The organism is Pseudactinotalea sp., assembly GCF_048594945.1.
In the GTDB taxonomy this organism is placed as follows: domain Bacteria; phylum Actinomycetota; class Actinomycetes; order Actinomycetales; family Beutenbergiaceae; genus Pseudactinotalea.
The window spans coordinates 1-26,310 of the sequence record NZ_JBMDXJ010000451.1; the positions used below are offsets into that span (position 1 = coordinate 1).

Here is a 26,310-nt window from a genome sequence, read left to right on the forward strand (position 1 = left end):
GACCAGCTCAAGCTGCTCGACGTGCAGGCGCTCGATCAACGGCTCGCGAAGCTCGCACACCAGCGGCGCAGCCACCCGAGCCTCGCCGCGCTCGAGGAGGTCACCGCCCGTGCGGACGATCTCGATCGTGCTCGCGTGGACGCCGAGACCGCGGTCCGCGACGCCCGCCGCGCGGTGACCAAGGCCGAGACCGACGTCGAGCAGGTCAGCAACCGCGCTGCCCGCGACCGGCAGCGACTCGAGAGCGGCACCGGATCGCCCAAGGACCTGCAGGCGCTCGGTCACGAGCTGGAGTCGCTCGCGAAGCGGCAGAGCGATCTCGAGGAGGTCGAGCTGGAGGCGATGGAAGTCCTCGAGACCGCCCAAGGTGAGCTCGACGCCATCAGCACCCAACGGTCCGCCCTCGGCGAGCAGATCACCCAGCTCGAGACCGAGCGGGACGCGGCCTTCGCCGAGATCGACGCCGAGAAGGCGACCGTCGAGCAGCAGCGAGCCTCCGCCGTCGAGCCTCTCGATCAAGGTCTGGTGACCCTGTACGAGCGCGTGCGTGAACGCAGCGGGGGACTGGGTGTGCTGCGGCTGCGGGGGTCGACCACCGACCCGTTGCAGATCTCGCTCAGCCTCACCGAGCTGGCGGCCATCGAGGCGGCGCCGGCCGAGGAGATCGTGCGGTCCGAGGACGGCTACATCATCGTGCGCGTGACTGACTAGACTTCGTCCTGGATGAGCCGGCCAGGCGGCCGCGTCACGGGGCAACCCGTGCCGAGGAACGTCCGGGCTCCGCAGAGCAGGGCGGTGGGTAACACCCACCCGGGGCGACCCGCGGGACAGTGCCACAGAGAACAGACCGCCGCGCGCGAGCGCGGTGAGGGTGAAACGGTGGTGTAAGAGACCACCAGCACACCGGGTGACCGGTGTGGCTAGGTAAACCCCGCCCGGAGCAAGGCCAGACAGGAAGCGTTCGAGGGCTGCTCGCCCGAGCTTCCGGGTAGGCCGCACGAGACGGTTGGCAACAACCGCCCTAGATGGATGGCCGCCCATTCCGACCTCGGTCGGAGGGACAGAACCCGGCGTACAGGCCGGCTCATCCGCCCACCGTCGGCCCGGCTGTCGTACCGTGAAGCCATGGCTACCCCATGGGAGCAGGTGCTCCAGCAGGTCCCGAGCCTCAACAACCCGCAGGCGCCGTTCAGCTACAGCGTCACGCCCGAAGGCGTGATCGTGGGCTTCTGGGACGTGGCGAAGATCCAGATGCTCGGACTCACCGGAGCGAGCAGCTTCTCCAAGGACTACCGGATCGACGTGCGACCCACGGCCGACGGCGAGATCGAGTACGTCGAGACCGGGAACGAGACCTCCGGCTCCATCGGCGCCACCGGTGGCGGCATGAAGAAGGAGTTCTTCAAGGGCAAGTCCACCCAGAAGTCGTTCGGGTTCCAGGCCGGCATCGGCGGCACCAGCCACGGCGAGCCCACCACTGCCGCAGGCTGGTCTTTCGACACCGACCAGATCAAGAAGCCGTTGTTCGGTTTCCTCGAGCAGCAGGGCTGGCAGCAGAAGAAGGGCTTCTTCGGCAAGCTCTTCGGCTGATCAGAGTTCCGACCTGCCAGACTCGACCCGTGCATACGAGCAGCTTCCGCAACATCTACAGCCACGGATTCGCCCGCGTCGCGGCGTGCACGGTCCCTGTCGCGCTGGCCGATCCTGCCGCCAATGCCGAGCGGATCGTTGCGCAGGTGCGTGAGCTGGACGAGCAGGCGGTCGCCGTCGCGCTGTTCCCGGAGCTGAGCGTGACCGGTTACGCCCTCGACGACCTGCTGCTGCAGGACCCGCTCCTGGACGCGGCCGACGCGGCGATCGTCGCGATCGCCGAGCAGACCGCGGACCTGCTGCCCGTGGTCGTCGTCGGGGCACCGCTGCGGAACGGCAACCGGCTCTACAACTGCGCCGTGGTGATCCACCGTGGTCGCGTGCTGGGCGTAGCGCCGAAGTCGTTCCTGCCCAACTACCGTGAGTTCTACGAGAAGCGCTGGTTCGCGGACGCCGACGTGCGCGCGGGGACTTTGGTGCGGCCGCACTGGCCCGGCGGCGAGGGGGGCGTGCCGTTCGGTAACGACTTGCTCTTCGAGGCGCAGGACGTGCCCGGGCTGGCGATCCACGCCGAGGTCTGTGAGGACATGTGGGTGCCCATCCCCCCGAGCGCGGGAGCTGCGCTCGGGGGAGCCACGGTGCTCTTGAACCTCTCGGCCTCGCCCATCACGGTGGGACGGGCCGATGACCGGCACCTGCTCGCACGTTCGGCGTCGGCACGGTGCAATGCCGTCTACGCCTACGCGGCCGCGATGGCGGGGGAGTCGACCACAGATCTGTCCTGGGACGGCATGACGATGGTCTACGAGATGGGCGACCTGCTGGGACAGAGCGAGCGGTTCCCGGAGACCGCGCAGGCGACCGTGGTCGACATCGACCTGGACCGGTTGCGTCAGGAGCGGCTCCGGCAGGGTAGCTTCGAGGACAACTGGCGCAGCAGCTACTTCGCGGAGCCCACCAGGATCCCGTTCACTCTCGCACCCCCGGAAGGCAACCACGGGGTGCGCCGCACCCTCGACCGGTTCCCATTCGTGCCCGACGACTCCTCGCGGCTCGCGCTCGACTGCTACGAGGCCTACAACATCCAGGTGTCCGGGCTCGAGCAGCGGATGCGCTCGATCGGCTCGCCGAACCTCGTGATCGGTGTCAGCGGCGGTCTGGACTCCACGCACGCGCTGATCGTGGCGGCCAAGGCGATGGACCGGCTCGGCCGGCCTCGCTCCGACATCCTCGCGTTCACGATGCCCGGCTTCGCCACCAGCGATGAGACCAAGACCAACGCGATCGCCCTCTCTCACGCACTCGGAGTCACGTTCGAGGAGGTCGACATCCGGCCGATGGCCACCCAGATGCTGGCCGATCTCGGCCACCCGTTCGGTCGGGGCGAGGAGGTCTACGACGTCACGTTCGAGAACGTGCAGGCCGGGCTGCGCACCGATTACCTCTTCCGTGCCGCCAATCAGCGCGGCGGCATCGTGGTGGGCACCGGCGACCTGAGCGAGCTGGCGCTCGGTTGGTGCACGTACGGGGTGGGGGACCAGATGTCCCACTATGGCGTCAACGCCGGGGTTCCGAAGACCCTCATGCAGCACCTGATCCGGTGGGTGGTCTCCAGCAACCAGTTCGACGACGGCGACGTCGACACCACCCTCCTCTCCATCCTCGACACCGAGATCTCACCTGAGCTGGTGCCTGCCAAGGAGGGGGAGGGGCCGCAGTCCACCCAGGCGATCATCGGGCCCTACGCGTTGCAGGACTTCACGCTGTTCCACCTGCTGCGCCGTGGGGCTCGTCCGGGCAAGATCGCCTTCCTCGCCGAGGCCACCTGGAAGGACGCCGACGGCGGTGCCTGGCCGAGTGGGTATCCCACCGACGATCGGGTCGCCTACGACCTCGCCACCATCAAGCACTGGATGGGCGTCTTCTACCGCCGCTTCTTCGGCAACCAGTTCAAGCGGTCCGCGCTGCCGAACGGGCCGAAGGTCACCTCCGGAGGCGCTCTGTCACCGCGGGGTGACTGGCGGATGCCCTCGGACGCGCTGGCGAGCGCCTGGCTCGCCGAGGTCGAGCAGATCCCCGACGCCTGACCTCAGATCTCGCGGTCGGCGAGCGCCGCGGCGCCGATGATGCCGGCCTGGTTCCGGAGGGCGGCCGGGACGATCGGTGCCCGGGTGGAGATCAACGGCACGAACTTCTCGTGGTCCTTGCTCACGCCGCCGCCCACCACGAACAGGTCGGGCGAGAACAGGAACTCGACGACCTCGAAGTAGCGCTGCAGTCGCTCCTTGGCCCACACCTTGTAGCTGAGGTCCTCGCGATCCTTCACGGCCGAGGACGCTCGGGTCTCGGCGTCGTGACCGTCGATCTCCAGGTGGCCGAGCTCGGTGTTCGGAACGAGCCGGCCGTCGTTGATCAACGCCGACCCGATGCCGGTGCCGAGGGTGAGCACGAGCACCACCCCGTCCTGACCCTGTGCCGCGCCGTAACGCACCTCGGCGTATCCGGCGGCGTCGGCATCGTTGACCACCACGGCCTGGTGACCGGTGGTGCGGTGCACGAGGTCCGCGAGGTCGGTGCCGATCCAGGACTTGTGCAGGTTGGCCGAGCTGAGCACGACGCCGTGCTGGATGATGCCGGGAAAGGTGAGACCGATCGGGGTCTCGGTAGGCACCTCGAAGTGCTCGATCACCTCGGCGAGGCACTCGGCTACCGCCTCGGGCGTGGACTTCGACGGCGTCGGGACCCTGAACCGCTTGGCGGCCAGCTCACCCTCCCGCAGGTCGGCCGGGGCGCCCTTGATGCCCGATCCGCCGATATCGATGCCGAAGCCGAGAGCACCGGGCTCGTACGTCACGCTTGTCATGTCTCCGAGCGTATCCGGCTGTGGCGCGGGACACCGTCACTGTGACCGTTGTGCACAGATCGTGCGACCCCCTGGCCGGATCGGCCGTGAGTGTGGGAATCTAGGGACAGGAGGTACTACTCGCATGCCCACAGAGTCGCTAGATCCGCAGTCTGCGTACTACTTCAACACCGAGACGTCGCAGGTGGAACAGGGGTACCAGAGCGACTGGACCAATCGGATGGGCCCGTACCGCACCCGCGAGGAGGCCGAGAAGGCCCTGGCGACCGCCGCTCAGCGGAACCAGGACTGGGACGATGCCGACCGCGAGTGGAACGGTGACGAGGACAACTGACATGCGCACGTCGACAGCCCTGCGGGGCACCCTCACGCTGGCGAGCGCGGCCATGCTCGCGCTCGGGCTGACACTCCCGGCGGCCGCCTCGACCACCGACCCCTCGGACGAGGAGACCGCATCCCTGCAGCGAGCCCTTCGCTCCGGCCGGCCGCTGCTCGGATGGACGATCGCCCTCGACCCGGGGCACAACGGCGGCAACTCAGCCGACCCGGCGGCGATCAACCAGCTGGTCTCCGACGGCCGAGGTGACCTCAAGCCGTGCAACACCGTGGGTACGGCCACGGCGAGCGGCTACGCCGAGCACGAGTTCAACTTCGACGTGGCCGAGCGACTCACGACGCACCTCGAGCGCCTCGGAGCCACCGTGGTCCTCACACGGGAGGACGACGAGAGCGTGGGCCCCTGCGTCGATATCCGCGGCAGGTTCGCGGTGGACGCTGACGCCGACCTGATGATCTCGATCCACGCGAACGGATCGCTCAACACCACCACCGAGGGGTACTTCGCGATCGTCGCCGATCCCGCGATCTCCGAGTCGCAGGGGGAGCCGAGCCTGTCACTGGCCGATGACCTGCTCGGCGCGCTGGCCGATGGCGGATTCACGCCGTCGACCGCGGTCGAGGATGCCCTGTCGCTGCGGTCCGACCTCGCCACCCTGAACTTCGCGAGGCGCCCCGCCGTGATGCTTGAGCTCGGCGAGATGCGCAACCCGGACGATGCCGCCCTCATGGAGAGCGAGGAGGGGCGCCAGGCCTACGCCGACGCGATCGCAGCGGGCATCCTCACATGGACCGAGGACAACGAGCCGCGGGACTGACGCACCTCGCGAACTCAGTCCCAGTAGGTGTGCTCGCGCCCGGGGAACGTGCCGGCGCGGACCTCGTCGATGTAGGCACGCGTGGCGCGGTCCATCTCGGCTCCGACCGCCGCAAACTGCTTGGCGAACCGTGGTGACCAGCCACCCATGCCGACCATGTCGAGCCAGACGAGCACCTGACCGTCGCAGGCCGCGCCTGCCCCGATCCCGATCGTCGGGATGCTGAGCTCGCCGCTGACCCGCTCGGCGACTGCGGCCGGCACCATCTCGAGCACCACGGCGACGGCGCCCGCCGCCTCGATCGCCTTGGCATCGGCGACCACCTGCTCGGCAGACTCGTCACCGCGCCCCTGCACGCGCTTGCCGCCCAGGATGTTCTCCGACTGCGGGGTGAACCCGAGGTGTCCCACCACGGGGACGCCCGAATCGGTCAGCAGCCGCACGTGGTCGGCAACACGGCGGCCGCCCTCGAACTTGACAGCGTGCGCGCCGCCCGCCTTGAGCATTCGGGTGGCGCTCGCCATCGCCTGCTGCGGGCTCGCCTCGTAGGACCCGAACGGCAGGTCCGCGACCACCATCGCGCGCTTGGCTCCACGAGCAACGGCGCGGACCGCCGGGATCAGTTCGTCGACCGTGACCGGGATGGTGCCGGAGTGGCCGAGCATGTTGTCGCCGTAGGAGTCGCCGACCAGCAGCATGTCGATCCCGGCGGCATCGAAGATCCGCGCCGTGGGTAGGTCGTAGGCGGTCAGCATCGTGAGCTTCTCGCCGTTCTCCTTGGCCGCGCGCAGGTGCTGCACCCGCACCCGCTTGGGCGGCTCGGCACGCACGGCAGGAAGGGCGGATGAACGCTCGGGACCAGGCGCGCCGTCGGGCTCAGACATGACAGCCAGCGTAGTCCGGCCGAGGACCGGCTCGGGTCACGTGCGCGCGAGGTCGGCGTGGGCTGACATGATGGGAGCACCCGTGCGGCACGCCAGCGTGCTCCCGGTGTGTGCGGTATCCCAGAGAGCGGAGCGGTGGCGTGGACAGACAGCAGGAGTACGTCCTCCGGGCGATCGAGGAGCGGGACATCCGGTTCATCCGATTGTGGTTCACCGACGTGCTCGGCGTGCTGAAGTCGGTTGCGATCGCCCCGGCCGAGCTCGAGGGCGCGTTCTCCGAAGGGATCGGCTTCGACGGATCCGCCATCGAGGGCCTCTCGCGCGTGTCGGAGTCGGACATGATCGCGCGCCCCGACCCCTCCACCTTCCAGGTGCTCCCGTGGCGCGGGGGCAAGCTCGGCACCGCGCGCATGTTCTGCGACATCCTCACGCCGGACGGCGAGCCCGCGATGGCCGACCCGCGCAACGTGCTCAAGCGCGCGCTGGCGAAGGCGAGCGAGGCGGGCTTCACGTTCTACACGCACCCGGAGATCGAGTTCTACCTGTTCCAACCGCAGGAGTCCGAAGGTGCGCCGCTGGTGCCGATCGACACCGCGGGCTACTTCGACCACGTGGCTCGCGGCTCCGGGCACGACTTCCGGCGGGCAGCGATCACGCTGCTGGAGTCGATGGGGATCTCGGTGGAGTTCTCCCACCACGAGACCGGCCCTGGCCAGAACGAGATCGACCTGCGGTACGCGGACGCGCTCACCACGGCGGACAACATCATGACCTTCCGCTCGGTCGTGAAGGAGGTCTCGCTCGAGCAGGGCTTCACGGCGACGTTCATGCCGAAGCCGATGGCGGGATCGCCAGGTTCCGGCATGCACACGCACGTGTCCCTCTTCGAGGGTGACGGCAACGCCTTCCACGCCCCCGGTGGCGAGTACCAGCTCTCCGACACCGCCCGCGCCTTCATGGCCGGCCTGCTGCGACACAGCCCGGAGATCACTGCGGTCACCAACCAGTTCGTCAACTCCTACAAGCGGCTCTGGGGCGGCGGTGAGGCCCCGAGCTACATCTGCTGGGGCCACAACAACCGGTCCGCGCTCGTCCGGGTGCCGATGTACAAGCCGGGGAAGTCGCAGAGCGCCCGGGTGGAGTACCGCGGCCTCGACTCCTCGGCCAACCCGTATCTGGCGTACGCGCTGATCCTGCGCGCCGGGCTCAAGGGCATCGAGGAGGGGTACGAGCTTCCCGAGGAGGCCGAGGACAACGTGTGGGAGCTGTCGGACGCCGAGCGCCGCGCTCTGGGCATCGAGCCGCTTCCTGGCTCGCTCGAGCAGGCCGTTCGCGCGATGGAGGCGTCCGAGCTGGTCGCTGACACCCTGGGCGAGAACGTCTTCAACCACTTCCTCGCCAACAAGCGGCAGGAGTGGCGCGACTACCGCGCGCAGGTCACCCCTTACGAGCTCGCCCGTGTGGGCGTGATCTGAGCTCGGGCCGCGTGTGAGCAGCTCCGGGCACCGCACCGGCTCGCTCGATGCTGCACTCGCGCGGGCGGGCTTCTCCGACGTCCCTCGGGCAGCGACGCTGCTGACCACCGGGCTGCTCGGTGACGCGCGCGAGCAGATCCCGCCCGAGCAGCGTGACCTCACCGAGGCCTTCCAGGGCGTCGCGGATCCGGACCTCGCGCTGCTCGGTCTCGCCCGGCTGGGGGATGCCGCCGAGGCCGCCTCGCGTGCGGAGCTGGTCCGTGTCATCGCCGACGGCGGAGCCACCCGCCGCTACCTGCTCGCCCTCTTCGGTGGCTCGGCGGCGCTCGCCGACTGGGTGATCGCCCATCCCGAGCAGATGGACGTGGTGGTGCGTCCGCGCAACGGCGTGGCCGCCGACCCGGGCACGATGCGCACGCTGCTGCTGGAGGCCGTGGGTGCCGACCCGGAGTCGGACATGCCGGTGGCGTCGGAGCCGGCGGCGACCGGGACGCTCGACGCGATGCGCGTGGCCTACCGCCGGATCCTCGTGGCGATCGCCGCCGAGGACCTCACCTCGTCCGATCCGGAGAGCTTTCAGCCCGAGGTCGCGGGAGCGCTCGCCAACCTCGCGGCAGCCGCACTGGAGGCGGCACTGGCGCTGGCGCGTGCCGAGCTGCCCGACGGTGGCCGGGCGGCGCGCCTCGCGGTCCTGGGCATGGGCAAGACCGGCGGCCGGGAGCTCAACTACATCTCCGACGTCGACGTGATCTACGTCGTCGAGCCCGCCGACGGTGCCGACGAGGACGAGGCGCTCCGCGTGGGGACCAAGCTGGCCACGGGGCTGGCGAGGATGTGCTCATCGACCTCGCGCGAGCCCGCGCTGTGGGAGGTCGATCCGAACCTGCGGCCCGAGGGGCGCCACGGGCCGCTGGTGCGCACGTTGAGCTCGCACGTGGCCTACTACGAGCGCTGGGCGAAGACGTGGGAGTTCCAGGCCCTCCTCAAGGCCAGGCACGTGGCCGGTGACCGAGAACTCGCGCAGGAGTACCTGGCTGCGACGCGCCCTATGGTGTGGGACGCCGTCGGGCGCGAGAACTTCGTCGAGGACGCGCAGGCGATGCGCCGCCGGGTCGAGGAGCACGTGCCACCGGCCGAGGTGGACCGGCAGATCAAGCTGGGGCGCGGGGGCCTGCGTGACGTGGAGTTCACCGTGCAGCTGCTGCAGCTGGTGCACGGGCGCGTGGACCCCTCGATCCGGTCGTCGAACACGCTCACGGCGCTGTCGGCCCTGTCGGCAGCCGGGTACGTGGGGCGCGACCACGCCGCCGAGCTCGCGCGCTGCTACCGGTTCCTGCGGCTGCTCGAGCACCGCATCCAGCTCTCACGGATGCGGCGCACCCACTTGATGCCGACGGCGGAGCAGGACCTGCTCGCCCTGTCCCGTTCGGTCGGAGCGGGGATCGACGGCATCGCGGGGCTCCAGGCGCGGTGGCGGGCCACGCGACGCGAGGTCAGGCGGCTGCACGAGGAGTTGTTCTACCGGCCGCTGCTGCCGGCCACGGCGCGGCTGTCCGCCGACGACGTGTCGCTCGCGCCCGAGGCAGCGCTGGCACGGCTCGGCGCGATCGGCTACCGCGACCCGAAGGGCGCGCAGCGCCACATCAGCGCTCTGACCGAGGGACTGTCGCGCCGTGCCTCGATCCAGCGGCAGCTGTTGCCGGTGATGCTGGGATGGTTCGCCGAAGGCCCCGACCCTGACGGCGGGCTGCTCGCGTTCCGCAAGCTGTCGGAGGCGCTCGGCAGCACCCACTGGTACCTCAAGCTGCTGCGCGACTCGTCGGCAGCGGGGGAGCGGCTCGCTCACCTGCTGTCCTCCAGCCAGTACGTGGCCGAAGGGCTGACGCGGTCACCGGAGTCGGTCGCCTGGCTCGACGACGAGCACGAGCTGAAGGCGCGGAGCGCGGATGCCGTGATGAGCGCGATGCGGGCGATGATCGGCCGCAAGGACGAAGCGGATCCCGCCGCGCAGGCGGTGCGGTTCGTGCGACGCCGGGAGCTGACCCGGGGCGCGATCGGTGACGTGCTCTCCGATGTCCCGGTCGAGACGGGGGGCGCGGTCATCAGCCCGGCTGCCGACGTCGCGCTGGCGGGAGCGCTGCGGATCGCGACGATCGAGGCGACCCGATCCGCAGGACTGGACGCGGCGCCGTCGAGGTTCTCGATCATCGCGATGGGGCGTCTCGGCGGCTCGGAGCTCGGCTATGCGAGCGACGCCGACGTCCTGTTCGTGCACGACCCGCAGCCAGGTGTGGCCGGCGAGACGGCGGAGAAGTGGGCGAACGCCGTCGCGCAGCAGCTGCTGTCGCTGCTGGGTAGTGGAGGGACAGAGCCGCCGCTGCCGGTGGACACGCAGCTGCGACCGGAGGGCCGCAACGGACCGATGGTGCGCTCGCTGGCCGCCTACCGTGAGTACTACGAGCGCTGGGCGCTCGGGTGGGAGCGCCAGGCGTTGCTGCGCGCCCGCCCGGTGGCCGGGGACGAGGAGCTCAGCGAGCGATTCGTGGAGCTGATCGACCCGCTGCGCTACCCGATCGACGGGTTGCCGGCCGGCGAGGTCCGGGAGTTGCGGCGCATCAAAGCACGCGTGGAGTCGGAGCGACTCCCGCGCGGTGTCCCGCCCACGCACCACCTCAAGCTCGGTCGTGGCGGTCTCGCCGATGTGGAGTGGACCGCACAGCTGCTGCAGCTCCAGCACGCCGGGCGCACGCCCGAGCTGCGCACCACGTCCACGCTCGGCGCGCTCACTGCTGCCCGGTCCGCGGGGCTGCTCAGTCCGGTTGACACGGTGCGGCTGAGTGCGGCGTGGTCGCTCGCGACCCGGCTGCGCAACGCGATCGTGCTGTGGAGCGGTCGCACCACCGGCAACAAGGTCGATGTGCTGCCGAGCGAGCGTGACACGCTGGCCGGCGTGTCGCGGCTGATGGGCTACCGCCCGGGCCACTCGGCCGACCTCGAGCAGGACTGGCTCCGCGCGGCGCGGCGCGCGAGAGCGGTCGTGGAGAGGGTGTTCTTCGCATGAGCGCACCGACGTCGGACGTCAGCATCGGGATCGAGCTCACCGAGCCACCGGCCTGAACCCGTGCTGGTGGCTCGCCGCCGGCGAGTGCATCGGCGCGATCTTCGACATCGTCGAGGACTGACGCCGCGGACGCGCTCAGGCTCGCCGTCGCGCCAGCAGGGTCGCGTCGGCGATGTCGACCTGCGTGCCGTCTCGCACCACGCTGCGCGGGCGCTCCTCGACGACGAGTGCCTCGAACGAGTCGGGGAGCGCGGCCACGAGGTCTGGGGCGGCGAACATGGCGTTGCGGTGGCTCTCGCTCAGCTGGGTGAACACCGCCGACGGCGCGTGCCCGACCACCAGCAGATGCCCTCCCGGCGTGACCGCCTCGGTGAGGCGGGAGACCACGGCCGACATCCCGCCGTCGGGCGGGTGCAGGTAATGGGTGGTGACCAGATCGAACTCACGGCCCTGTGCGGCGAAGGTGCGGGCGTCCACCTGCCACCAGTCCACACGGTCGGAGACGCCGGCGTCGGCTGCGTGCCGCGCCGCGCGTGCGAGGCCCTTGGCCGAGAAGTCGGCACCAGTGACCTGCCAGCCCTGCTGCGCCAGCCAGATCACGTCGCCGCCCTCACCGCACCCGACGTCGAGCGCGGTTCCGGGGGAGAGGGTCGAGGCGATCGCGACCAGTTGCGGGTTCGCCTTCCCGCTCCAGACGGTCTCGTCGCCTGAGTAGCGCTCGTCCCAGCTGTCGGGCTCGAACATCTCTGCTGCGTGCGTGCCCGGCTGCGCGTGGGCGTGATCGTGGCTCATGCCGTCATCCTCCATGGAGCGCGGCCCGACGGCAACTCCGCTTGCCGGTATGGCAAGCAGGTTCCTCCCGTCGTCGAGCTCGGTGCTGTTCAACGGCCGGTGACCGCCCGATCGAGCCTGCTACTGTCGAGAGCAGCGTCGAGACGAACGAGCCCCCCGAGGTCTGAGTCCTAGCGATGAGATCGAGCACCAGCAGCATCGGACTACCTAGATGAAGGTTGCTAGGTACGCCGCGACGCTGCTGTCATGCGGGGCGCTGATACTCGCCGGCCTCGTGCCGTCGTCGGCTGCGGAGATCCCGGACGAACCGGAATGGGCCGCCGCCGCCGATGAGGACGCACCGGACGTCTCCCCGGTCATCACGGTCTCTGCAGACGCGTTCTGGCAGTTCACCCCGGCTCAGGTCTGGTCGCAGGGCCCGAAGCCGACCGCCGTCGAGGAGACCTGGACTCACCCGCTCCCCAACGCCCGCCTGCTGTCTCAGTTCGGGAACAGGGGCATCATCCCCGGAGTGACGTCGACCGCGTTCCATAACGGGATCGACCTCGCCGCACCTCTGGGGTCGCAGATTCTCGCCGCCGGATCAGGTGTGGTCAGCTATGCCGGCCACGGCAACAAGGTCCTCGGGTTGTCTGGGTGGGTCGTCGTCATCGAGCACCTCGACGGAACCAGCACCGCCTACAACCACATGAGTGAGTCGGGCGTGCTCGTGAACGTCGGAGATGAGGTCATCACCGGCGACGTGATCGCGCTCGTCGGCAGCGAAGGCAGGTCGACTGGCCCGCACCTCCACTTCTCGACGTGGGTCGATGGTGAAGCGGTCAATCCGGTCAACTATCTCCAGGAGCGTGGAGTCTCCGTGCCTGGCGGTCGCGCGTCGCCCGACGACGAGTCGACGCGTGGGAATCCCAACGATCCCCATCTGTGGGATTGGACAGGTGCCGAGCAGGGTGACGGACCTTCCATCGAAGAGCCCTACGGCGAGCCCGAGCCTGACCCTGTCGAGCAGACTCCGCCCACTCCTGAACCTCCAGTGGAACCGACCCCCGCCGACGAGTCGACGCCCGACCCCACTGACGAGCCTTCCGATCCAGATCCGACCGAGGACCCGACGACGGACCCGACGGACGACCCGACTGAGACTCCCGAGCCAACCCCCACCGACGAACCGACCGACACCCCGACCACTCCGGGGCCGCCTTCCGATCCGGAGCCGACGCCGACGACGGTCACGGATCCGCCGACCCCCTAACCCCAGCTGATGAGCCCGGACGAGCTCCGTACGCAGACATGTGTGGTCGTGACCCGCGGTAGGAGAACCGGAACCGAGCACGTGGCAACCGTGTGGTTCGTGGTCACCGACGGTCGGTTCTACGCCCCGTCACGCCACGGCCTCCAGAGTGACTGGTTGCAGAACGCGCTCCACACCCGATCGCTGGAGGTGAGGTCGGCACGGGGCTCGTGGCAGGGTGCCGCCGCACTGGCCGATCCCGACGAGATCCCGGCGGTCCTCGATGCCTTCTCCGAGAAGTACCGGAAGTACCCGAGCGTGGTCACTGCATGGCGGGCCGAGCCACCGGTCTTCGTGCGGGCGGACCTGGCATAGCACAAGGGCCCCTGACTCAGCGTTCTTGCTGGTCAGAGGCCCAGGTGCACTCCTCACACGTCGTGCCGTCTGTCGACGTGTTTGCGGGGCTCGCGGTGGCCGTCCGCTGGCGCGTCCGGCCACCACTCACTCCTCACACGTCGAAGTAGAGCTCGAACTCGTGCGGGTGCGGCCGCAGACGCAGCGCGTCGACCTCATTGGTCCGCTTGTAGTCGATCCAGGTCTCGATCAGGTCAGGCGTGAACACGTCACCCTCGGTGAGGTAGTCGTGGTCGGCCTCGAGCGCGTCGAGCACGCCGGTCAGGCTGTCCGGCACCTGCGCGATCTGCGCGTGCTCCTCGGGCGGCAACTCGTACAGGTCCTTGTCGACCGGCTCCGGCGGCTCGATCCGGTTCTTGATGCCGTCGATGCCGGCCATCAACATCGCCGAGAACGCGAGGTAGGGGTTCGAGCTCGGGTCCGGCACGCGGAACTCGATGCGCTTCGCCTTGGGCGAGGCACCCGTGATCGGGATGCGGATGCACGCCGAACGGTTGCGGGCGGAGTACACCAGGTTGACCGGTGCCTCGAAGCCCGGCACCAGCCGGTGGTAGGAGTTCGCCGAGGGGTTCGTGAACGCCAGCAGCGACGGAGCGTGCTTGAGCAGGCCACCGATGTACCAGCGCGCCATGTCGGACAGGCCGCCGTAGCCCTTCTCGTCGTAGAACAGCGGCTCACCGTTCTTCCACAGCGACTGGTGGCTGTGCATACCCGAACCGTTGTCACCGAACAGCGGCTTCGGCATGAACGTCGCCGCCTTGCCCGCGTTGAACGCCACGTTCTTGATGACGTACTTGAACTTCATCAGGTCATCGGCCGAGGCACGCAGGCTGTTGAACCGGTAGTTGATCTCCTGCTGGCCGGCGGTGCCCACCTCGTGGTGCGCACGCTCGACCTCGAGGCCGATCGCGGCGAGGGTCTTGCACATCTCGTCACGCAGGTCGGCGAAGCGATCGCTGGGGGACAGCGGGAAGTAGCCACCCTTGAAGCGGGTCTTGTAGCCGAGGTTGCCACCCTCCTCCTCGCGGCCGGTGTTCCAGGCCGCCTCCACGGAGTCGATGTGGTAAAAGCTCGACTGCGCGCTGGTGGAGAAACGGACGTCGTCGAAGAGGTAGAACTCGGCCTCGGCGCCGAAGTAGACCGTGTCAGCGATCCCGGTCGAGGCAAGGTAGGCCTCGGCCTTCGCTGCGATCGTGCGCGGGTCGCGGGAGTACGGCTCGTCCGTGAACGGGTCGACGATCGAGAAGTACACCACCAGCGTCTTCGCTGCGCGGAACGGGTCGATGAAGGCGGTCGTCACGTCCGGGATCAGCTTCATGTCCGACTCGTGGATCGCCTGGAAGCCCCGGATCGAGGAACCGTCGAACATCAGCCCCTCGGAGAACGCGTCGTCGTTGAACGCCTCGACGGGGATGTTGAAGTGCTGCTGTACACCGGGTAGGTCGATGAACCGGACATCGACGAACTCCACGCCCTCGTTCCTGGTGAAGGCGATGGCCTCCTCGGCATTGCTGAACATCCGCATCTCCTGTACTCGTGGGACCCCGTCTGGAACACGCCCACGCTAGGGGCACGCCGTTTCCCGGGCGTCTCGCATATGTGTCGTCCGTGTTACACGGCAGGGACATGCCTCACCGTAGGGTGACCTGTGTGAACGATGAGACGTCAGTCCCACCCACTGGTCATCCCACCAGCCTATGGGGTCGGCGCTTCCTCGGGCTGCTGCTCGACTGGCTGGTCGCCACGGCGATCAGCGCCGGGTTCTTCCGGTTCGACCCGATCGCCACGCTCATTGTCTTCGTGGTGCAGGTCGTGCTGCTGACGGCGACGCTCGGCTCGTCCTTCGGGCAGCGCGTCACGGGCATGGGGGTACGCCGCCTCGACGGGCGGCTGCCGAGCATCGGGCAGTCGCTCGTGCGCACCCTGGCGCTATGCCTGATCATCCCGGTCGGCGTGACGTCACGCGGAGATCAGCGAGGCATGCACGACATCTGGGCCGGAACCCAGCTGGTCCGGCTCGGCACGTAGGTCAGCGGCCGCGCGCAGCCTTGCGGTCGGGCCGAGCCTTCATCGGGTCGATCCCCTTGGGCACCGGGAGCCGGTTCATGTGGTGCAGCGCCCGCAGCCGCTTCGACACCTCGGGCACCACACCCGACGCGAGCGACTTCTTCTGCTTACGCACAGCCTTGGCGAGCTGCGGCAGCGGCACCTGGCCCTCACCGCGCCCCTCCTGGATGAGGATCACCGGCACGTTGGGGACCACGCGCGCGACCTTCTTCTTCTCGCTCTCGAGCAGCTTGCCCACCCGGTGCGCCGGCCCCTCACTCACCAGCACCACACCCGGGCGCCCGACCGCACGGAACACCATGTCCTGGTGGCGCGGGTCCACGGCGACCGGCTCCTCCTCGATGTTCCAGCCACGCTTGATCGTTCCGAGCGCCGCCGAGACAGCGCCCGGCTGACCCTCGATGCGCTTGTACGCAAAGAACTCCGCGCGCCGGCCGAGCAGGATCATCCCGCCCATCAGGCCGAACGCCAGCCCCATGAACGCGGTGATCCCCCACGGGTAGCTGATGAGGATGCCCACGAGTGCACCCAGCGCCGCCGCCCCGATGATGATGAGCAGCAGCAGCCATGTGATCGATGGCTGCTCCTTGCGCACCATGGTGTAGATCTCCCACACCTGGTGATACCAGCGGCGCTTCTTCTCCTTGGGCGGCTTCGCCGCCTTCGCACCGCCGTCAGCGGCCTCTGAGGTCTTCCTAGCCATGATGGGCCTAGCCTACCGGCGTGACCGGGCGGGTTCGGCTCGCCTACGATCGTGCGGTGGTCAGCCGGGCTCGGGGTGCGCGTCGGGCTTTCGGTGTCATCGTTCTCGTGATCGGCGTCCTGCTGGCCGGTCGGGTGGCGTGGGTCGCCGGCGCGGCGGCCCCGGGAGAGCGCACCGTCTCCGCTCAGGTCGCCTTCCTCACGTCCTCGCTCGACGGCGGAGCCGGCCCCCGGATGCAGGCTCTGTTCCCGGAGGGTGAATTCTTCCTGCACGTGCTCACGGGACTCGCGGCGGCCTCAGAGGACTCGGGGCTCGCACGCGAGCAGCTCGCTGCGGCGATGGCGCCCGGAGTTGCCGATCGGTTCGGAAGCGGGCTGACGCCCGAGCACGGCACCTTCCACGCAGGCTGGACCCTGCTGCTCGCCGTGACCATTGCCGAGTTGACGGACGCGCCCACCGATCGCAACGCCGTCGCCGACCGCGTCCCCGCACTGCTGGACGCGCTGGTCGAGAGCCCCACCGGCGTGCCTGCGTCCTACCCCGGCGGGTACTGGCCGTGCGACGCGGTGGTGGCCGGCGCTGCCGTGGCTCGTGCGGCTGCACTCCTCCAGAACTCGACGTGGCTCGAGGATCTCGCCGGATGGCGCGACCGGCTCGAGGGTCTGCTCGATCCCACGCACGGGCTGCTGCCGCACCGCATCGACGCTGCCGGGTCAGTGCTCGATCCGCCCCGCGGCTCGTCACAGTCAATCATCCAGACGTTCTGGCCCGACCTGACGTCCGCGCTCGACGGCGCCCCGGACCGGGGTTCCTGGCTCGCGTTCCGCGAGGCGTTCGTTGTGCGGGTCGCCGGCCTGGTCGGGGTGCGCGAGCACCCGGTCGGCACCGAGGGCGGCGGCGACGTGGACTCGGGGCCGCTGCTCGCCGGCGTCAGCCTGAGCGCCAGCGCGGTGACGCTCGCGGCGGCGCGCGCCAACGGTGACGCCGCGTTGGCCGCCGACCTCGATCGGGAGGCCGAGCTGTTCGGTCTGCCGCTGCAGCTCGCGGGGGAGCGGCGCTACGGCTTCGGCGCGGTGCCGGTGGGGGACGGATTCCTCGCGTGGTCACGCTCCGTTCCTGCCGGCGCCATGGACGTGCCGCCGGGGCCACGGGTGCTGTGGGTCGGGCTGATGCTGCCGGGGTTCCTGCTCGCCGCCTGCGGCGGGCTGCTGCTCAGGCCCCGCCCACGTTCTTGAGTGCTTCGCGCCGCGACAACGGGCTCAGCTCGTGCGCGGCGACGAACCGACGCACCCAGTCGGCGTCGTGCCAGGCCAGGTCCCTGAGCGCCCACCCGATGGCTTTACGGACGAAGAACTCGGTGTCGTGGACGTTGGCGAGCACGACGTCGGTCAGCAGGTCTCGGTCGGTCTGCTCCTTGAACCCGAGCTGGGCGATGATGGCGGTCCGGCGCATCCACTGGTCGCCGTCGCGGGCCCACCGCCGGATCGCCGGCGCGATCTCCTCCGGATGGGCCCGCAGCGCCGCCCCCACCCGGGGTGCGACCTCGTCCACGTGATCCCACCATGCGCCGCTGCGGATCATCTCCTCGTGAACGTCGAGCATGTCGGGTCGAGCTCGCAGCGGTGGCAGGCCGGTCACTCCGGTGGCGGCGTAACGCTCCTCCCGGAACCGTGCGTCCCGCCACAGGTGCAGCGCCGCGGCGCGCAGCGTCTGCACATCCTGGAGGCCGCGCGTCTGGCGCTTGACGAGCGCCCGCACGGCCGGGACACGCACCCCCAGGAACGGCATCGACGACTTCATGTACGCCTGCTGCCCGGGTGCGATCGTGGGATCGGCGAGCGCGCGCAGCTCGCTGCGGATGCGGTCGACCAGCGTGGTCACGTGACTACGGTACCTGGCCCTGTGGATAACTTCTGCGGGCCGAGGGCGAGCCGGTGTTGGCTGGGGTCATGAGCATGCCGGCGACACTGCGAGGGGTCCCGCTGACCGGTCTCCGACTTGGAGCACCCCTGGGATCGGGGTCAGGGGGAGTGGCGTGGGCTGCCACCCTCGACGGCGGGCAGCAGGTCGCGGTGCGCGTGCTCCCCGATGTCGACTCGCGCGCGCACACCGTCCGAGAACGTCGCCTGGAGGCGCTCCGAGCGATCGAGCATCCGGGCCTGGCGCGCGTTCGCACGATGCCTGGGCACGTCGACGACCGTCTCGTGGTCACCGATCTCGTCCCCGGGCCGACGCTCGGCACGGTCCGCACGAGTCGTATGGGCCTGCCGGCGAGCGAGTCGCTTGCGCTGGCGCGCGACCTCGCCTCGGCTCTCGCCACGCTCCACGGCCGTGGTCTCGTGCACGGCGATGTCGCCCCGAGCAATGTGGTGCTCACCGATCGAGGGGACGACGGCGGCGCTCACCCCGTGCTCGTCGACCTCCTTGCCGATCTGGCCGGTGAGGCCGGCACCGCCGGCTACGTCGCGCCCGAGGTTCGGTCCGGGCGTGCTGCGACGCCGGCCGCCGACGTGTGGTCACTGGCCACGCTGTGCGTGTGGTGCACTCGGGTAGGCGACCGAGGTCAGGTCGCGCGCGTGCTCGGCACCGCCACGGCCGAGGATCCGCACGCGAGGCCGCCTGCCGAGGAACTGGCCGCCCGGCTCGGCAGGATGGCGACCACGCCGGTGCACGTGCCACCACCCTCGGTACTGGCTGGGGCGGCGCTCCGCGCGCAGGCCCAGCAGACCCCCACCGTGCTTCGCCCCACCCGGCGGCGACGTGCTCGCCACCGCCGCGTGACCCCGGTCCGCCGCGCGGCGGTGGCGGTGCTCGTGGCCGCCGCAGTGGCGGTGCCCATCTGGGCGCTCTGGCCCGACGCCCCCGGTGAGACGAGCGCAGAAGGGCGCTCCGCCGTCGTCGGCTCGCCGACCTCGCTCGTGGACGTGGTGACGGACCTGGTCCACGCACGCGACGACGCCCTCGTGGCCGGCGACGCCGAGGGGCTCGCCGCCGTGACCGCACCGGGCTCGCCCGCGCGCACCGATGACCTGGCGCTGCTCGAGTCGCTGCAGGACACCAAGCTCGCCGGGCTCCGTACCGAGGTCTCCGACGCCCGGGTGGTGCTGGCCGAGCAGCATGCCGCTCAGGTGCAGGCCGTGCTCAGCCAGGGCGCGCACGAACGCACCTCGGCCGGCGGCACCACCGAGGTGGCGGCGCAAGAGCCGAGGTGCGTGGTGCTCGAGCTGCTGCTCGACGGCGCGGGGTGGACCGTCGAGCAGGTCAGCCCGTGCGAGCAGTGACTACAGACCCAGCGAAGCCTCGAACTCGCCCGCCTCGAGGCGGTTCTTGACCGCGGTGAGGAACCGGGCGGCGTCGGCACCGTCGATCAGGCGGTGGTCGTAGGACAGCGCCAGGTACATCATCGAGCGAACCGCGATGACCTCGGCACCGTCGGCATCGGTGACCACCACGGGGCGCTTGACGATCGTGCCGGTGCCCAGCATGGCGACCTGCGGCTGCAGCAGGATCGGGGTGTCGAACAGCGCGCCGCCGGAACCGGTGTTGGTGATCGTGAAGGTGCCGCCGGTCAGCTCGTCCGGAGTCGCCTTGTTGGCCCGGGTGCGAGCGGCGAGATCCGAGATCTTGCGGGCGATGCCACCCAGGTTGAGGTCACCGGCGTCCTTGATGACCGGCACCACCAGGCCGCGCTCGGTGTCGACCGCGATGCCGACGTTCTCCGAGCCGTGGTAGACGATCTCGTCACCATCGATGCTCGCGTTGATCTTCGGGTACGCCTTGAGCGCCTCAGCCGCGGCCAACGTGATGAACGGCAGGAACGTGAGCTTCGCGCCCTCGCGGTTGGCGAAGTCATCCTTGGCGCGTGCCCGCAGGCGCGCGACCTTCGTCATGTCGACCTCGAGCACGGTGGTGAGCTGCGCCGAGACCTGCAGCGACTCGACCATCCGCGACGCCACGATCTTGCGCAGGCGGGACATCTTCTCGCGGGTTCCGCGCAGCGGCGAGACCGGGAGCTCGGCGCTCGGAGCTGCGGCCGCAGCCGGCTTCGGAGCCTGCTGCGCAGCGGCAGCCTCCTCCTTGGCCTTGGCGGCTGCCTCAGCGGCGTCGAGCACGTCCTGCTTGCGGATGCGCCCACCCACGCCTGAGCCGGTGAGGCCCGCGAGGTCCACGCCCTTGTCCGCGGCGAGCTTGCGGACCAACGGCGTCACGTAGCTGCCGCTGGCGTCCAGGGACTCACTCGCCTCCTGGGTCTCGCCCGAGTCGGTCCTCTCCGCGGGCTGCGTGGGCTCGGGCTCCGGCTTGGTCTCAGGCTGCGGCTCCGGCTTGGCCTCAGGCTCGGGCTCGGGCTGCGTCTCCTGCTCGGGCTCGGGCTCGGGCTCGGGTGCGGGCTGCTCCTGCGGCTCTGGCGCAGCACCCGAGTCGGAACCGACGAATGCGAGGTTCGCCCCGACCTCGACGGTCTCGTCCTCCTGTGCCACGATCTCCAGCAGCGTGCCCGCCACGGGGGAGGGGATCTCGGTGTCGACCTTGTCGGTGGAGATCTCGAGCAGCGGCTCGTCGACCGCGACCTCGTCGCCGACCGACTTCAGCCACTGGGTCACGGTGCCCTCGGTGACGCTCTCGCCGAGCGCGGGCAGGGTGACGGCGGTGCGGTCGCCCCCGCCGGACGGCGCCGGCGCAGCCTCGGAAGGCGCGGACTGCGGCTCCGGCTGCTGCGCAGGCTCGTCCTCGGCAGCAAGTTCCTGGGCCTGCTCCGCCGGGGTGTCGGCGACGCCGGTCTCGGGCACGGCCGGCGCCGACTCCTCGGCCGGCTCGTCAGCTGCTGCCTCAGCGCCCTGGTCGCCGCCCTCGGAATCGGACGCGCCGCTGCCGTCGCCGATCACGGCGAGGTCGGTGCCGACCTCGACGGTCTCGTCCTCGTCGACGAGGATCTTCTCGAGCGTGCCGGCGATCGGAGAGGGGATCTCGGTGTCGACCTTGTCGGTGGAGACCTCGAGCAGCGGCTCGTCGACCGCGACCTCATCGCCCACGGACTTGAGCCACCGGGTCACGGTGCCCTCGGTGACGCTCTCGCCGAGCGCGGGCATCTGGACGTTCTGTGACATGGAGGTTCTCCTTCGTGGTGCCGGTCAGGCGTGGGAGTGTAGGGGCTTTCCGGCCAAGGCCAGGGCGGCCTCGCCGAGCGACTCGTTCTGAGTGGGGTGGGCGTGGATCAGGGTGGCGACATCCTCGGGGAACGCCTCCCAGCTGACGATCAGCTGGCCCTCGCCGATCTGCTCGCCCATCCGGGCGCCGAGCATGTGGACGCCGACGATCGGACCATCCTTGGCGCGGACAAGCTTGACGAAGCCGGCGGTGCCGAGGATCTGGCTCTTGCCGTTGCCGCCGAGGTTGTACTCGAGCGTCTCGACCTCGCCGTGGACCTCGCGGGCCTGCGCCTCGGTGAGGCCGACCGAGGCGACCTCGGGCTCGCAGTACGTGACGCGGGGCACCGTGGAGTCGACCACGGGCGCGGGTGCGAGCCCGGCGATCTGCTCGGCCACGAAGATCCCATGGGCGAAGCCTCGGTGCGCGAGCTGCAGCCCGGGCGTGATGTCACCGACCGCGTAGATCTCACCGACATCGGTACGCAGCCGTTCATCGACCACGACGAAACCACGATCGAGGACCAGGCCCTGCTCCTCGTACCCGAGCTCCGCCGTCGCCGGGCCACGCCCGACGGCGACGAGCAGCACCTCGGCCTCGATCTGCTTGCCGCCCTCGAGGGTGACGACCACGCCGCCCTCGTCCTGCGTGACGCTCTCGAACTTCGTGCCGAGCTCGTAGCCGATGCCGCGCTTACGGAACGCGCGCTCCAGACCCTTGCTCAACGCCTCGTCCTCGTGGGGGACCAGGTGTGGCAGCGCCTCGACGATCGTCACGTCGGCGCCGAGTGAGCGCCACGCACTCGCGAACTCCACCCCGATGACCCCGCCACCGAGCACCACGGCGTTCGAGGGCACCCAGTCCATCGCGAGGGCCTGGTCGGAGGTGATGACGCGGCCACCGATGTCGAGGCCGGGCAGGGAGCGGGCGTAGGAACCGGTGGCGAGGACGATGTGCTTGCCGGTGACGCGACGGTCGCCGACCTCCACGGTGTCGGGTGCGACCAGACGCCCCCAGCCGTTGATCACTTCGATGTTCCGGGAGGAGACCAGACCGGTGAGGCCGCGGTACAGCCGTGAGACTACGCCGTCCTTGTAGGAGTTGATCTTGGCGATGTCGACGCCCTCGAGCGTCGCGTTGATACCGAACGCGGCGCTGTCTCGCACCGAGTCAGCCACCTCGGCAGCGTGCAGCAGCGCCTTCGTGGGGATGCAGCCACGGTGCAGGCAGGTACCGCCAACCTTGTCTGCCTCGATCAGCGCCACGGACATGCCCAGCTCGGCCGCCCGCAGTGCCGCGGCATAGCCGCCGCTGCCGGCTCCCAGGACGACGACGTCGTGGTCCTGCTCGGTCACCTGCGCTCCTCCGGATCGGCTCCGCACCATCTTGTCACCCAGCGGCGCCTCTGCGGCCACGGAACGCCACCGGATCGCCCGGATGTGGCGCGGCTCACGCTCGCTCGCGGACTCATCGGCCGTTCGCGGCCGCGCCCTCGAGCAGCTGGAGCAGCGTCCGCACACCGACCCCGGTGCCGCCCTTGGGCACGTAGTGCCGCGGGCCGCCCTCGTTGAACGACGGGCCGGCGATGTCGAGGTGCGCCCACGGCTTGCCGTCGGTGAACTCCTGGAGGAACAGCCCGGCCACGAGCATGCCCCCGAACCTGTCGCCGATGTTGGCGATGTCGGCGACCGGGGTCTTCATCGAGGGGCGCAGCTCCTCCGGCAGCGGCATCGGCCAGAACTGCTCACCGGAGGCCTCAGCGGCCGCGACGACCTCCGCACGGACGTCGTCGGTACCCATCACCGCACTGACCTGGTTGCCGAGTGCCACCATCTGCGCTCCTGTGAGCGTCGCGATATCGATGAGCGCGTCGGGGTTCTCCTCGCCGGCTGCCACGAGTGCGTCCGCCAGCACCAGCCGACCCTCGGCGTCGGTGTTGAGCACCTCGACCGTGCGCCCGCCGCGGATCGTGATCACGTCAGAAGGCCGCTGCGCCGTCGCCGAGGGCATGTTCTCGGCGAGCGCCAGCCAGCCGGTCACGCGCACGCCGACCCCGAGCCGCGCGGCGGCCAGGACCGTGTGCAGCACGGCCGCGGCACCGGCCATGTCGCTCTTCATCGTCTCCATCGACTTCGCAGGCTTGATCGACAGGCCACCCGAGTCGAACGTGATGCCCTTGCCGACCAGTGCGTAATGCGCGCTCGCCTTGCGTGGCTTCCACTCGAGCTTCACCAGTCGCGGCCCACGCACCGACCCCTGGCCCACCCCGGTCAGGCCGCCGTAGCCACCGCTCCGCAACGCCTCGTCGTCGAGCACGCTCACGCTGATCTTGGTGCCCTTGGCGAGCTCCTTGGCCTTGTCGGCGAACGTCGCGGGGTAGAGGTCGTTGGGGGCGGTGTTGACGAGGTCGCGCACCCCGTGCACGGCCGTCGCGACAACGGCGGCTCGCTCGACCGCTGCCCGCGTCGCGCTGTCCTTGGCATCCGCGGCACGGACCTCGACATGGGCCACAGGCGTCGCCGAACCGCTATAGCCGGAGAAGGCGTACGCACCCAGCAGGGCGCCCTCCGCGACCGCTGCGGCCTCGTGTGCCGAGGTGATCGGCAGCGCGAGAGTCACGGTCTCGGTGCCGGAGAGCTGCCGCGTGGCCGAACCGGCGGCACGCCGGAGCACCTCGCCGGTGAGCGCTGCGTCGCCGCTGACGCCCGTGCCGGTCAGCACCAGCAGCGGGACCGCGAGCCCGGTCGGCGCGGGTACCTTGACGACCTCGTCGAGGGCGCCCGTCACACCCACCACGGCGGCGGCGCTCTCCACGGCGGCGCGCGCGGCCTCGGGCAGGTCGGCGATCCCGAGCACACTCGGTGCGTCACCGCTGGTGGTCGCGAGCACCAGAGCATCGCTACGGATCTTGGTCAGGGGAGTGCTGATGAGCTCGACGTTCGTCACCCGAACCACCCTACTGACGATCGGGACAGCTCGAACCCTCGCCCGCGCAACCCGGCCACGAGATGCCCTAACCTTGGTCGCCGTGACGCGTGAGATCCGGGCCCGATAGGTGGACGTGGTCACGGGCGGCGCGTACGCCGCGATCGCTGCCAGCGGACTGCTCGCCGTGTGGGCGGGCATCTGGGCGCTGCGCGACCGAGCAGTGGTCCTCAAGCAGCTGATCGCCGGCGGGGTGGTGGTGGCGCTGCTGCTGGTGCAGGTGGTGGCAGCGATCATCGCTCTCGCCGGTGGTCACGTCCTCGCCGAGCCCGCCGTGTTCTGGGGTTATCTCGTGGTCGCGATCCTGCTGTTGCCGGCCGCCGCCGTCGTGGCGCTCGCCGAGCGGACCCGGTGGAGCTCGGTGGCGCTGCTGGTGATCGCCCTCGCACTGGTGGTGATGGAGCTTCGCATCATCCAGCTCTGGTCGACGGGACAAGGTGCGACATGACCGAGGAACTTCCCGCCAGCACGGACACGCGCAGACCTGCCTTCGGGGCGGGCCGGGTGCTCATCGTCGTGTACGGCATCTTCGCGGTCGCCGCCACGGCCCGCGCCGGATACCAGCTGATCTCCCAGGCGAGCGAGGCGCCACTGGCCTACGGGCTCTCGGCGTTCTCCGCCGTGGTCTACGTGGTCGCAACCGTGGCGCTCGCGCACAACGGCCGCCGCCTGCGTGTGGTCGCGTGGGTCACCGTGGGCATCGAGCTGCTGGGGGTGATCGTGGTCGGCATCCTGTCCGTGACGCACCCGGAGCTGTTCGCTCGCGACTCCGTCTGGTCGGGCTTCGGCGGCGGCTACGGCTACGTCCCGCTGGTGCTGCCGTTCCTCGGCATCGCCTGGCTCTGGTGGTCCAGCCCGCGCCGGCTCTCGCGTGTGAGGGGATGACCCGTGCTCTACCGCCTGCTTTTCCGCCGCGTGCTCACGCACGTGGATCCGGAGACCGCGCATCACCTCGCCGGCCGGCTGATCCGGCTGGCCGGCGCCGTCCCGCCGCTGCGTGCCGCCGTCACGGCGAGCTTCGGTCGGATGCCCGACGGCGTGACTCACCGGGTGTTCGGCCGTGACCTCCCGGGGCGGCTGGGTCTGGCCGCAGGCTTCGACAAGGACGCCACGATGGCGCTCGGCCTGCGCGCGGTTGGATTCGCGTTCGTGGAGCTGGGCACCGTCACAGCGCACGCCCAACCGGGCAACCCCCGGCCTCGGCTCTCGCGTGTGCTCCCCGAGCGCGCCTTCGTCAACCGGATGGGTTTCAACAACCACGGTGCGGCGGCCGCGGCGCGGCGGCTGGCTCGGCTGCGTCGCACGGCTGCCGGCAAGCGGCTGGTGGTCGGGGCGAACATCGGCAAGTCGAAGGTCACGGCACCCGAGAGGGCCGTGGCTGATTACGTCACCAGCGCACGCGCCGTGGCGCCGCACGTCGACTATCTCGTGGTCAACGTGTCCTCGCCGAACACGCCAGGGCTGCGCGACCTGCAGGCAACCGAGTCGCTCCGGCCGATCCTCGCTGCGGTGCGGGAACAAGCCGCCTACGCGGCGGGCCGCGACGTGCCTGTGCTGGTCAAGATCGCTCCCGATCTCGCCGATGGTGACGTCGAGGCGGTCGCTCGTCTCGCCGTCGAGCTCGGCCTGGCCGGCGTGGTGGCGACCAACACGACGATCGCGCACGAGCACGGCCCCGGCGGCCTGAGCGGGGCGCCGCTGCTCCCGCGCGCGCTCGAGGTGGTTCGCCGCGTTCGCGACGTGCTCGGGCCGGACCCGGTGGTGATCGGCGTCGGCGGCATCGGCCGCGCCGCCGACGCCCAGGCGATGCTCGACGCCGGCGCCACCCTCGTGCAGGCCTACACCGCGTTCGTGTACGAGGGCCCTACCTGGCCGGGCAACCTCAATCGCACCCTCCGCTGACCGCCCCCCGATTTCACTGACGAAACGTCACGACCCCGACTTCA

At 70.1% G+C, this 26,310-nt stretch carries 24 protein-coding genes and 1 other RNA gene; 16 read left to right on the forward strand and 9 right to left on the reverse strand.

All coding sequences use genetic code 11. The features are described from left to right. The 4 genes from ACOJSN_RS20450 to ACOJSN_RS20465 form a co-directional block, all read left to right on the forward strand. On the forward strand, positions 1-711 hold a 711-nt coding region (locus ACOJSN_RS20450; protein WP_420114324.1), incomplete at its 5' end, for a zinc ribbon domain-containing protein. Positions 712-724: 13 nt separating this feature from the next. Next, positions 725-1,091, forward strand: an RNA gene (rnpB, locus tag ACOJSN_RS20455) — RNase P RNA component class A. A gap of 34 nt (positions 1,092-1,125) precedes the next feature. Then, positions 1,126-1,590 (forward strand): hypothetical protein, encoded by a 465-nt coding sequence (locus ACOJSN_RS20460; protein ID WP_420114325.1) that lies wholly within the window; start codon positions 1,126-1,128, stop codon positions 1,588-1,590. 29 nt (positions 1,591-1,619) lie between these two features. After that, positions 1,620-3,677, forward strand: coding sequence for an NAD(+) synthase (locus ACOJSN_RS20465; protein ID WP_420114326.1), 2,058 nt, complete (start codon positions 1,620-1,622; stop codon positions 3,675-3,677). Between the two features lie 2 nt (positions 3,678-3,679). Here the strand turns inward: ACOJSN_RS20465 and ppgK are convergent, their stop codons facing one another. Then, positions 3,680-4,453, reverse strand: coding sequence for a polyphosphate--glucose phosphotransferase (gene ppgK, locus ACOJSN_RS20470; RefSeq protein WP_420114327.1), 774 nt, complete (start codon positions 4,451-4,453; stop codon positions 3,680-3,682). 124 nt (positions 4,454-4,577) lie between these two features. On the opposite strand from ppgK, the gene ACOJSN_RS20475 reads away from it, so the two are divergent. Together ACOJSN_RS20475 and ACOJSN_RS20480 are read left to right on the forward strand one after the other, a co-directional pair. Continuing rightward, complete coding sequence (locus ACOJSN_RS20475) at positions 4,578-4,787, forward strand: SPOR domain-containing protein (protein ID WP_420114328.1); 210 nt, start codon at positions 4,578-4,580, stop codon at positions 4,785-4,787. A 1-nt stretch (position 4,788) separates the two neighbouring features. Then, positions 4,789-5,607: an N-acetylmuramoyl-L-alanine amidase family protein gene (locus tag ACOJSN_RS20480; protein ID WP_420114329.1), complete on the forward strand. Its 819-nt coding sequence runs from the start codon at positions 4,789-4,791 to the stop codon at positions 5,605-5,607. Between the two features lie 14 nt (positions 5,608-5,621). On the opposite strand, the gene panB is transcribed toward ACOJSN_RS20480, so the two are convergent. Continuing rightward, entirely contained in the window at positions 5,622-6,491 is an 870-nt protein-coding gene (gene panB / locus ACOJSN_RS20485; protein WP_420114330.1) for a 3-methyl-2-oxobutanoate hydroxymethyltransferase, read from the reverse strand. Positions 6,492-6,631: 140 nt separating this feature from the next. On the opposite strand from panB, the gene glnA (ACOJSN_RS20490) reads away from it, so the two are divergent. Together glnA (ACOJSN_RS20490) and ACOJSN_RS20495 are read left to right on the forward strand one after the other, a co-directional pair. Further along, on the forward strand, positions 6,632-7,966 hold the full coding sequence (gene glnA / locus ACOJSN_RS20490) for a type I glutamate--ammonia ligase (RefSeq protein ID WP_420114331.1): 1,335 nt from the start codon (positions 6,632-6,634) through the stop codon (positions 7,964-7,966). A gap of 13 nt (positions 7,967-7,979) precedes the next feature. Then, positions 7,980-11,027 (forward strand): bifunctional [glutamine synthetase] adenylyltransferase/[glutamine synthetase]-adenylyl-L-tyrosine phosphorylase, encoded by a 3,048-nt coding sequence (locus ACOJSN_RS20495; RefSeq protein ID WP_420114332.1) that lies wholly within the window; start codon positions 7,980-7,982, stop codon positions 11,025-11,027. 135 nt (positions 11,028-11,162) lie between these two features. Here ACOJSN_RS20495 and ACOJSN_RS20500 read toward each other — a convergent pair whose 3' ends face one another. Then, positions 11,163-11,819: a class I SAM-dependent methyltransferase gene (locus ACOJSN_RS20500; RefSeq protein ID WP_420114333.1), complete on the reverse strand. Its 657-nt coding sequence runs from the start codon at positions 11,817-11,819 to the stop codon at positions 11,163-11,165. Positions 11,820-12,030: 211 nt separating this feature from the next. Between ACOJSN_RS20500 and ACOJSN_RS20505 the strand changes: the two genes are divergently transcribed. Both ACOJSN_RS20505 and ACOJSN_RS20510 read left to right on the forward strand, forming a co-directional pair. After that, positions 12,031-13,071 carry a M23 family metallopeptidase gene (locus ACOJSN_RS20505; RefSeq protein ID WP_420114334.1) on the forward strand — a complete coding sequence of 347 codons (1,041 nt, stop codon included), beginning with the start codon at positions 12,031-12,033 and terminating at the stop codon, positions 13,069-13,071. Positions 13,072-13,080: 9 nt separating this feature from the next. After that, positions 13,081-13,425, forward strand: coding sequence for a DUF2255 family protein (locus tag ACOJSN_RS20510; RefSeq protein ID WP_420114335.1), 345 nt, complete (start codon positions 13,081-13,083; stop codon positions 13,423-13,425). A gap of 133 nt (positions 13,426-13,558) precedes the next feature. On the opposite strand, the gene glnA (ACOJSN_RS20515) is transcribed toward ACOJSN_RS20510, so the two are convergent. Next, positions 13,559-14,983 carry a type I glutamate--ammonia ligase gene (gene glnA / locus ACOJSN_RS20515; RefSeq protein ID WP_420114336.1) on the reverse strand — a complete coding sequence of 475 codons (1,425 nt, stop codon included), beginning with the start codon at positions 14,981-14,983 and terminating at the stop codon, positions 13,559-13,561. A gap of 131 nt (positions 14,984-15,114) precedes the next feature. On the opposite strand from glnA (ACOJSN_RS20515), the gene ACOJSN_RS20520 reads away from it, so the two are divergent. Further along, on the forward strand, positions 15,115-15,492 hold the full coding sequence (locus ACOJSN_RS20520; RefSeq protein WP_420114337.1) for an RDD family protein: 378 nt from the start codon (positions 15,115-15,117) through the stop codon (positions 15,490-15,492). 1 nt (position 15,493) lies between these two features. On the opposite strand, the gene ACOJSN_RS20525 is transcribed toward ACOJSN_RS20520, so the two are convergent. Then, complete coding sequence (locus ACOJSN_RS20525; protein WP_420114338.1) at positions 15,494-16,234, reverse strand: DUF4191 domain-containing protein; 741 nt, start codon at positions 16,232-16,234, stop codon at positions 15,494-15,496. Positions 16,235-16,254: 20 nt separating this feature from the next. Here ACOJSN_RS20525 and ACOJSN_RS20530 point away from each other — a divergent pair, with 20 nt between their 5' ends. After that, on the forward strand, positions 16,255-17,469 hold the full coding sequence (locus ACOJSN_RS20530; protein ID WP_420114339.1) for a hypothetical protein: 1,215 nt from the start codon (positions 16,255-16,257) through the stop codon (positions 17,467-17,469). Here the strand turns inward: ACOJSN_RS20530 and ACOJSN_RS20535 are convergent. Beyond that, positions 17,447-18,115 carry a DNA alkylation repair protein gene (locus ACOJSN_RS20535; protein ID WP_420114340.1) on the reverse strand — a complete coding sequence of 223 codons (669 nt, stop codon included), beginning with the start codon at positions 18,113-18,115 and terminating at the stop codon, positions 17,447-17,449. The two genes, ACOJSN_RS20530 and ACOJSN_RS20535, sit on opposite strands and share 23 nt — an antisense overlap. Positions 18,116-18,189: 74 nt before the next feature. Between ACOJSN_RS20535 and ACOJSN_RS20540 the strand changes: the two genes are divergently transcribed. Continuing rightward, complete coding sequence (locus tag ACOJSN_RS20540) at positions 18,190-19,515, forward strand: serine/threonine-protein kinase (RefSeq protein WP_420114347.1); 1,326 nt, start codon at positions 18,190-18,192, stop codon at positions 19,513-19,515. On the opposite strand, the gene sucB is transcribed toward ACOJSN_RS20540, so the two are convergent. The 3 genes from sucB to ACOJSN_RS20555 all read right to left on the reverse strand — a co-directional run bounded on the left by sucB (position 19,516) and on the right by ACOJSN_RS20555 (position 24,325). Further along, positions 19,516-21,339: a 2-oxoglutarate dehydrogenase, E2 component, dihydrolipoamide succinyltransferase gene (gene sucB, locus ACOJSN_RS20545; RefSeq protein WP_420114341.1), complete on the reverse strand. Its 1,824-nt coding sequence runs from the start codon at positions 21,337-21,339 to the stop codon at positions 19,516-19,518. 24 nt (positions 21,340-21,363) lie between these two features. Further along, on the reverse strand, positions 21,364-22,734 hold the full coding sequence (gene lpdA, locus ACOJSN_RS20550; RefSeq protein WP_420114342.1) for a dihydrolipoyl dehydrogenase: 1,371 nt from the start codon (positions 22,732-22,734) through the stop codon (positions 21,364-21,366). A 112-nt stretch (positions 22,735-22,846) separates the two neighbouring features. After that, positions 22,847-24,325: a leucyl aminopeptidase gene (locus tag ACOJSN_RS20555; RefSeq protein WP_420114343.1), complete on the reverse strand. Its 1,479-nt coding sequence runs from the start codon at positions 24,323-24,325 to the stop codon at positions 22,847-22,849. Positions 24,326-24,440: 115 nt separating this feature from the next. Here ACOJSN_RS20555 and ACOJSN_RS20560 point away from each other — a divergent pair, with 115 nt between their 5' ends. The 3 genes from ACOJSN_RS20560 to ACOJSN_RS20570 are packed head-to-tail and all read left to right on the forward strand — an operon-like array spanning position 24,441 to position 26,266. After that, entirely contained in the window at positions 24,441-24,812 is a 372-nt protein-coding gene (locus ACOJSN_RS20560; RefSeq protein WP_420114344.1) for a hypothetical protein, read from the forward strand. Then, positions 24,809-25,249, forward strand: coding sequence for a hypothetical protein (locus ACOJSN_RS20565; RefSeq protein ID WP_420114345.1), 441 nt, complete (start codon positions 24,809-24,811; stop codon positions 25,247-25,249). Before ACOJSN_RS20560 ends, ACOJSN_RS20565 begins: the two co-directional genes overlap by 4 nt. A 3-nt stretch (positions 25,250-25,252) precedes the next feature. Further along, the gene (locus ACOJSN_RS20570) at positions 25,253-26,266 is read left to right on the forward strand and encodes a quinone-dependent dihydroorotate dehydrogenase (protein WP_420114346.1); all 1,014 of its coding nucleotides are present in this window, start codon (positions 25,253-25,255) and stop codon (positions 26,264-26,266) included. The last annotated feature ends 44 nt before the right edge of the window (positions 26,267-26,310 follow it).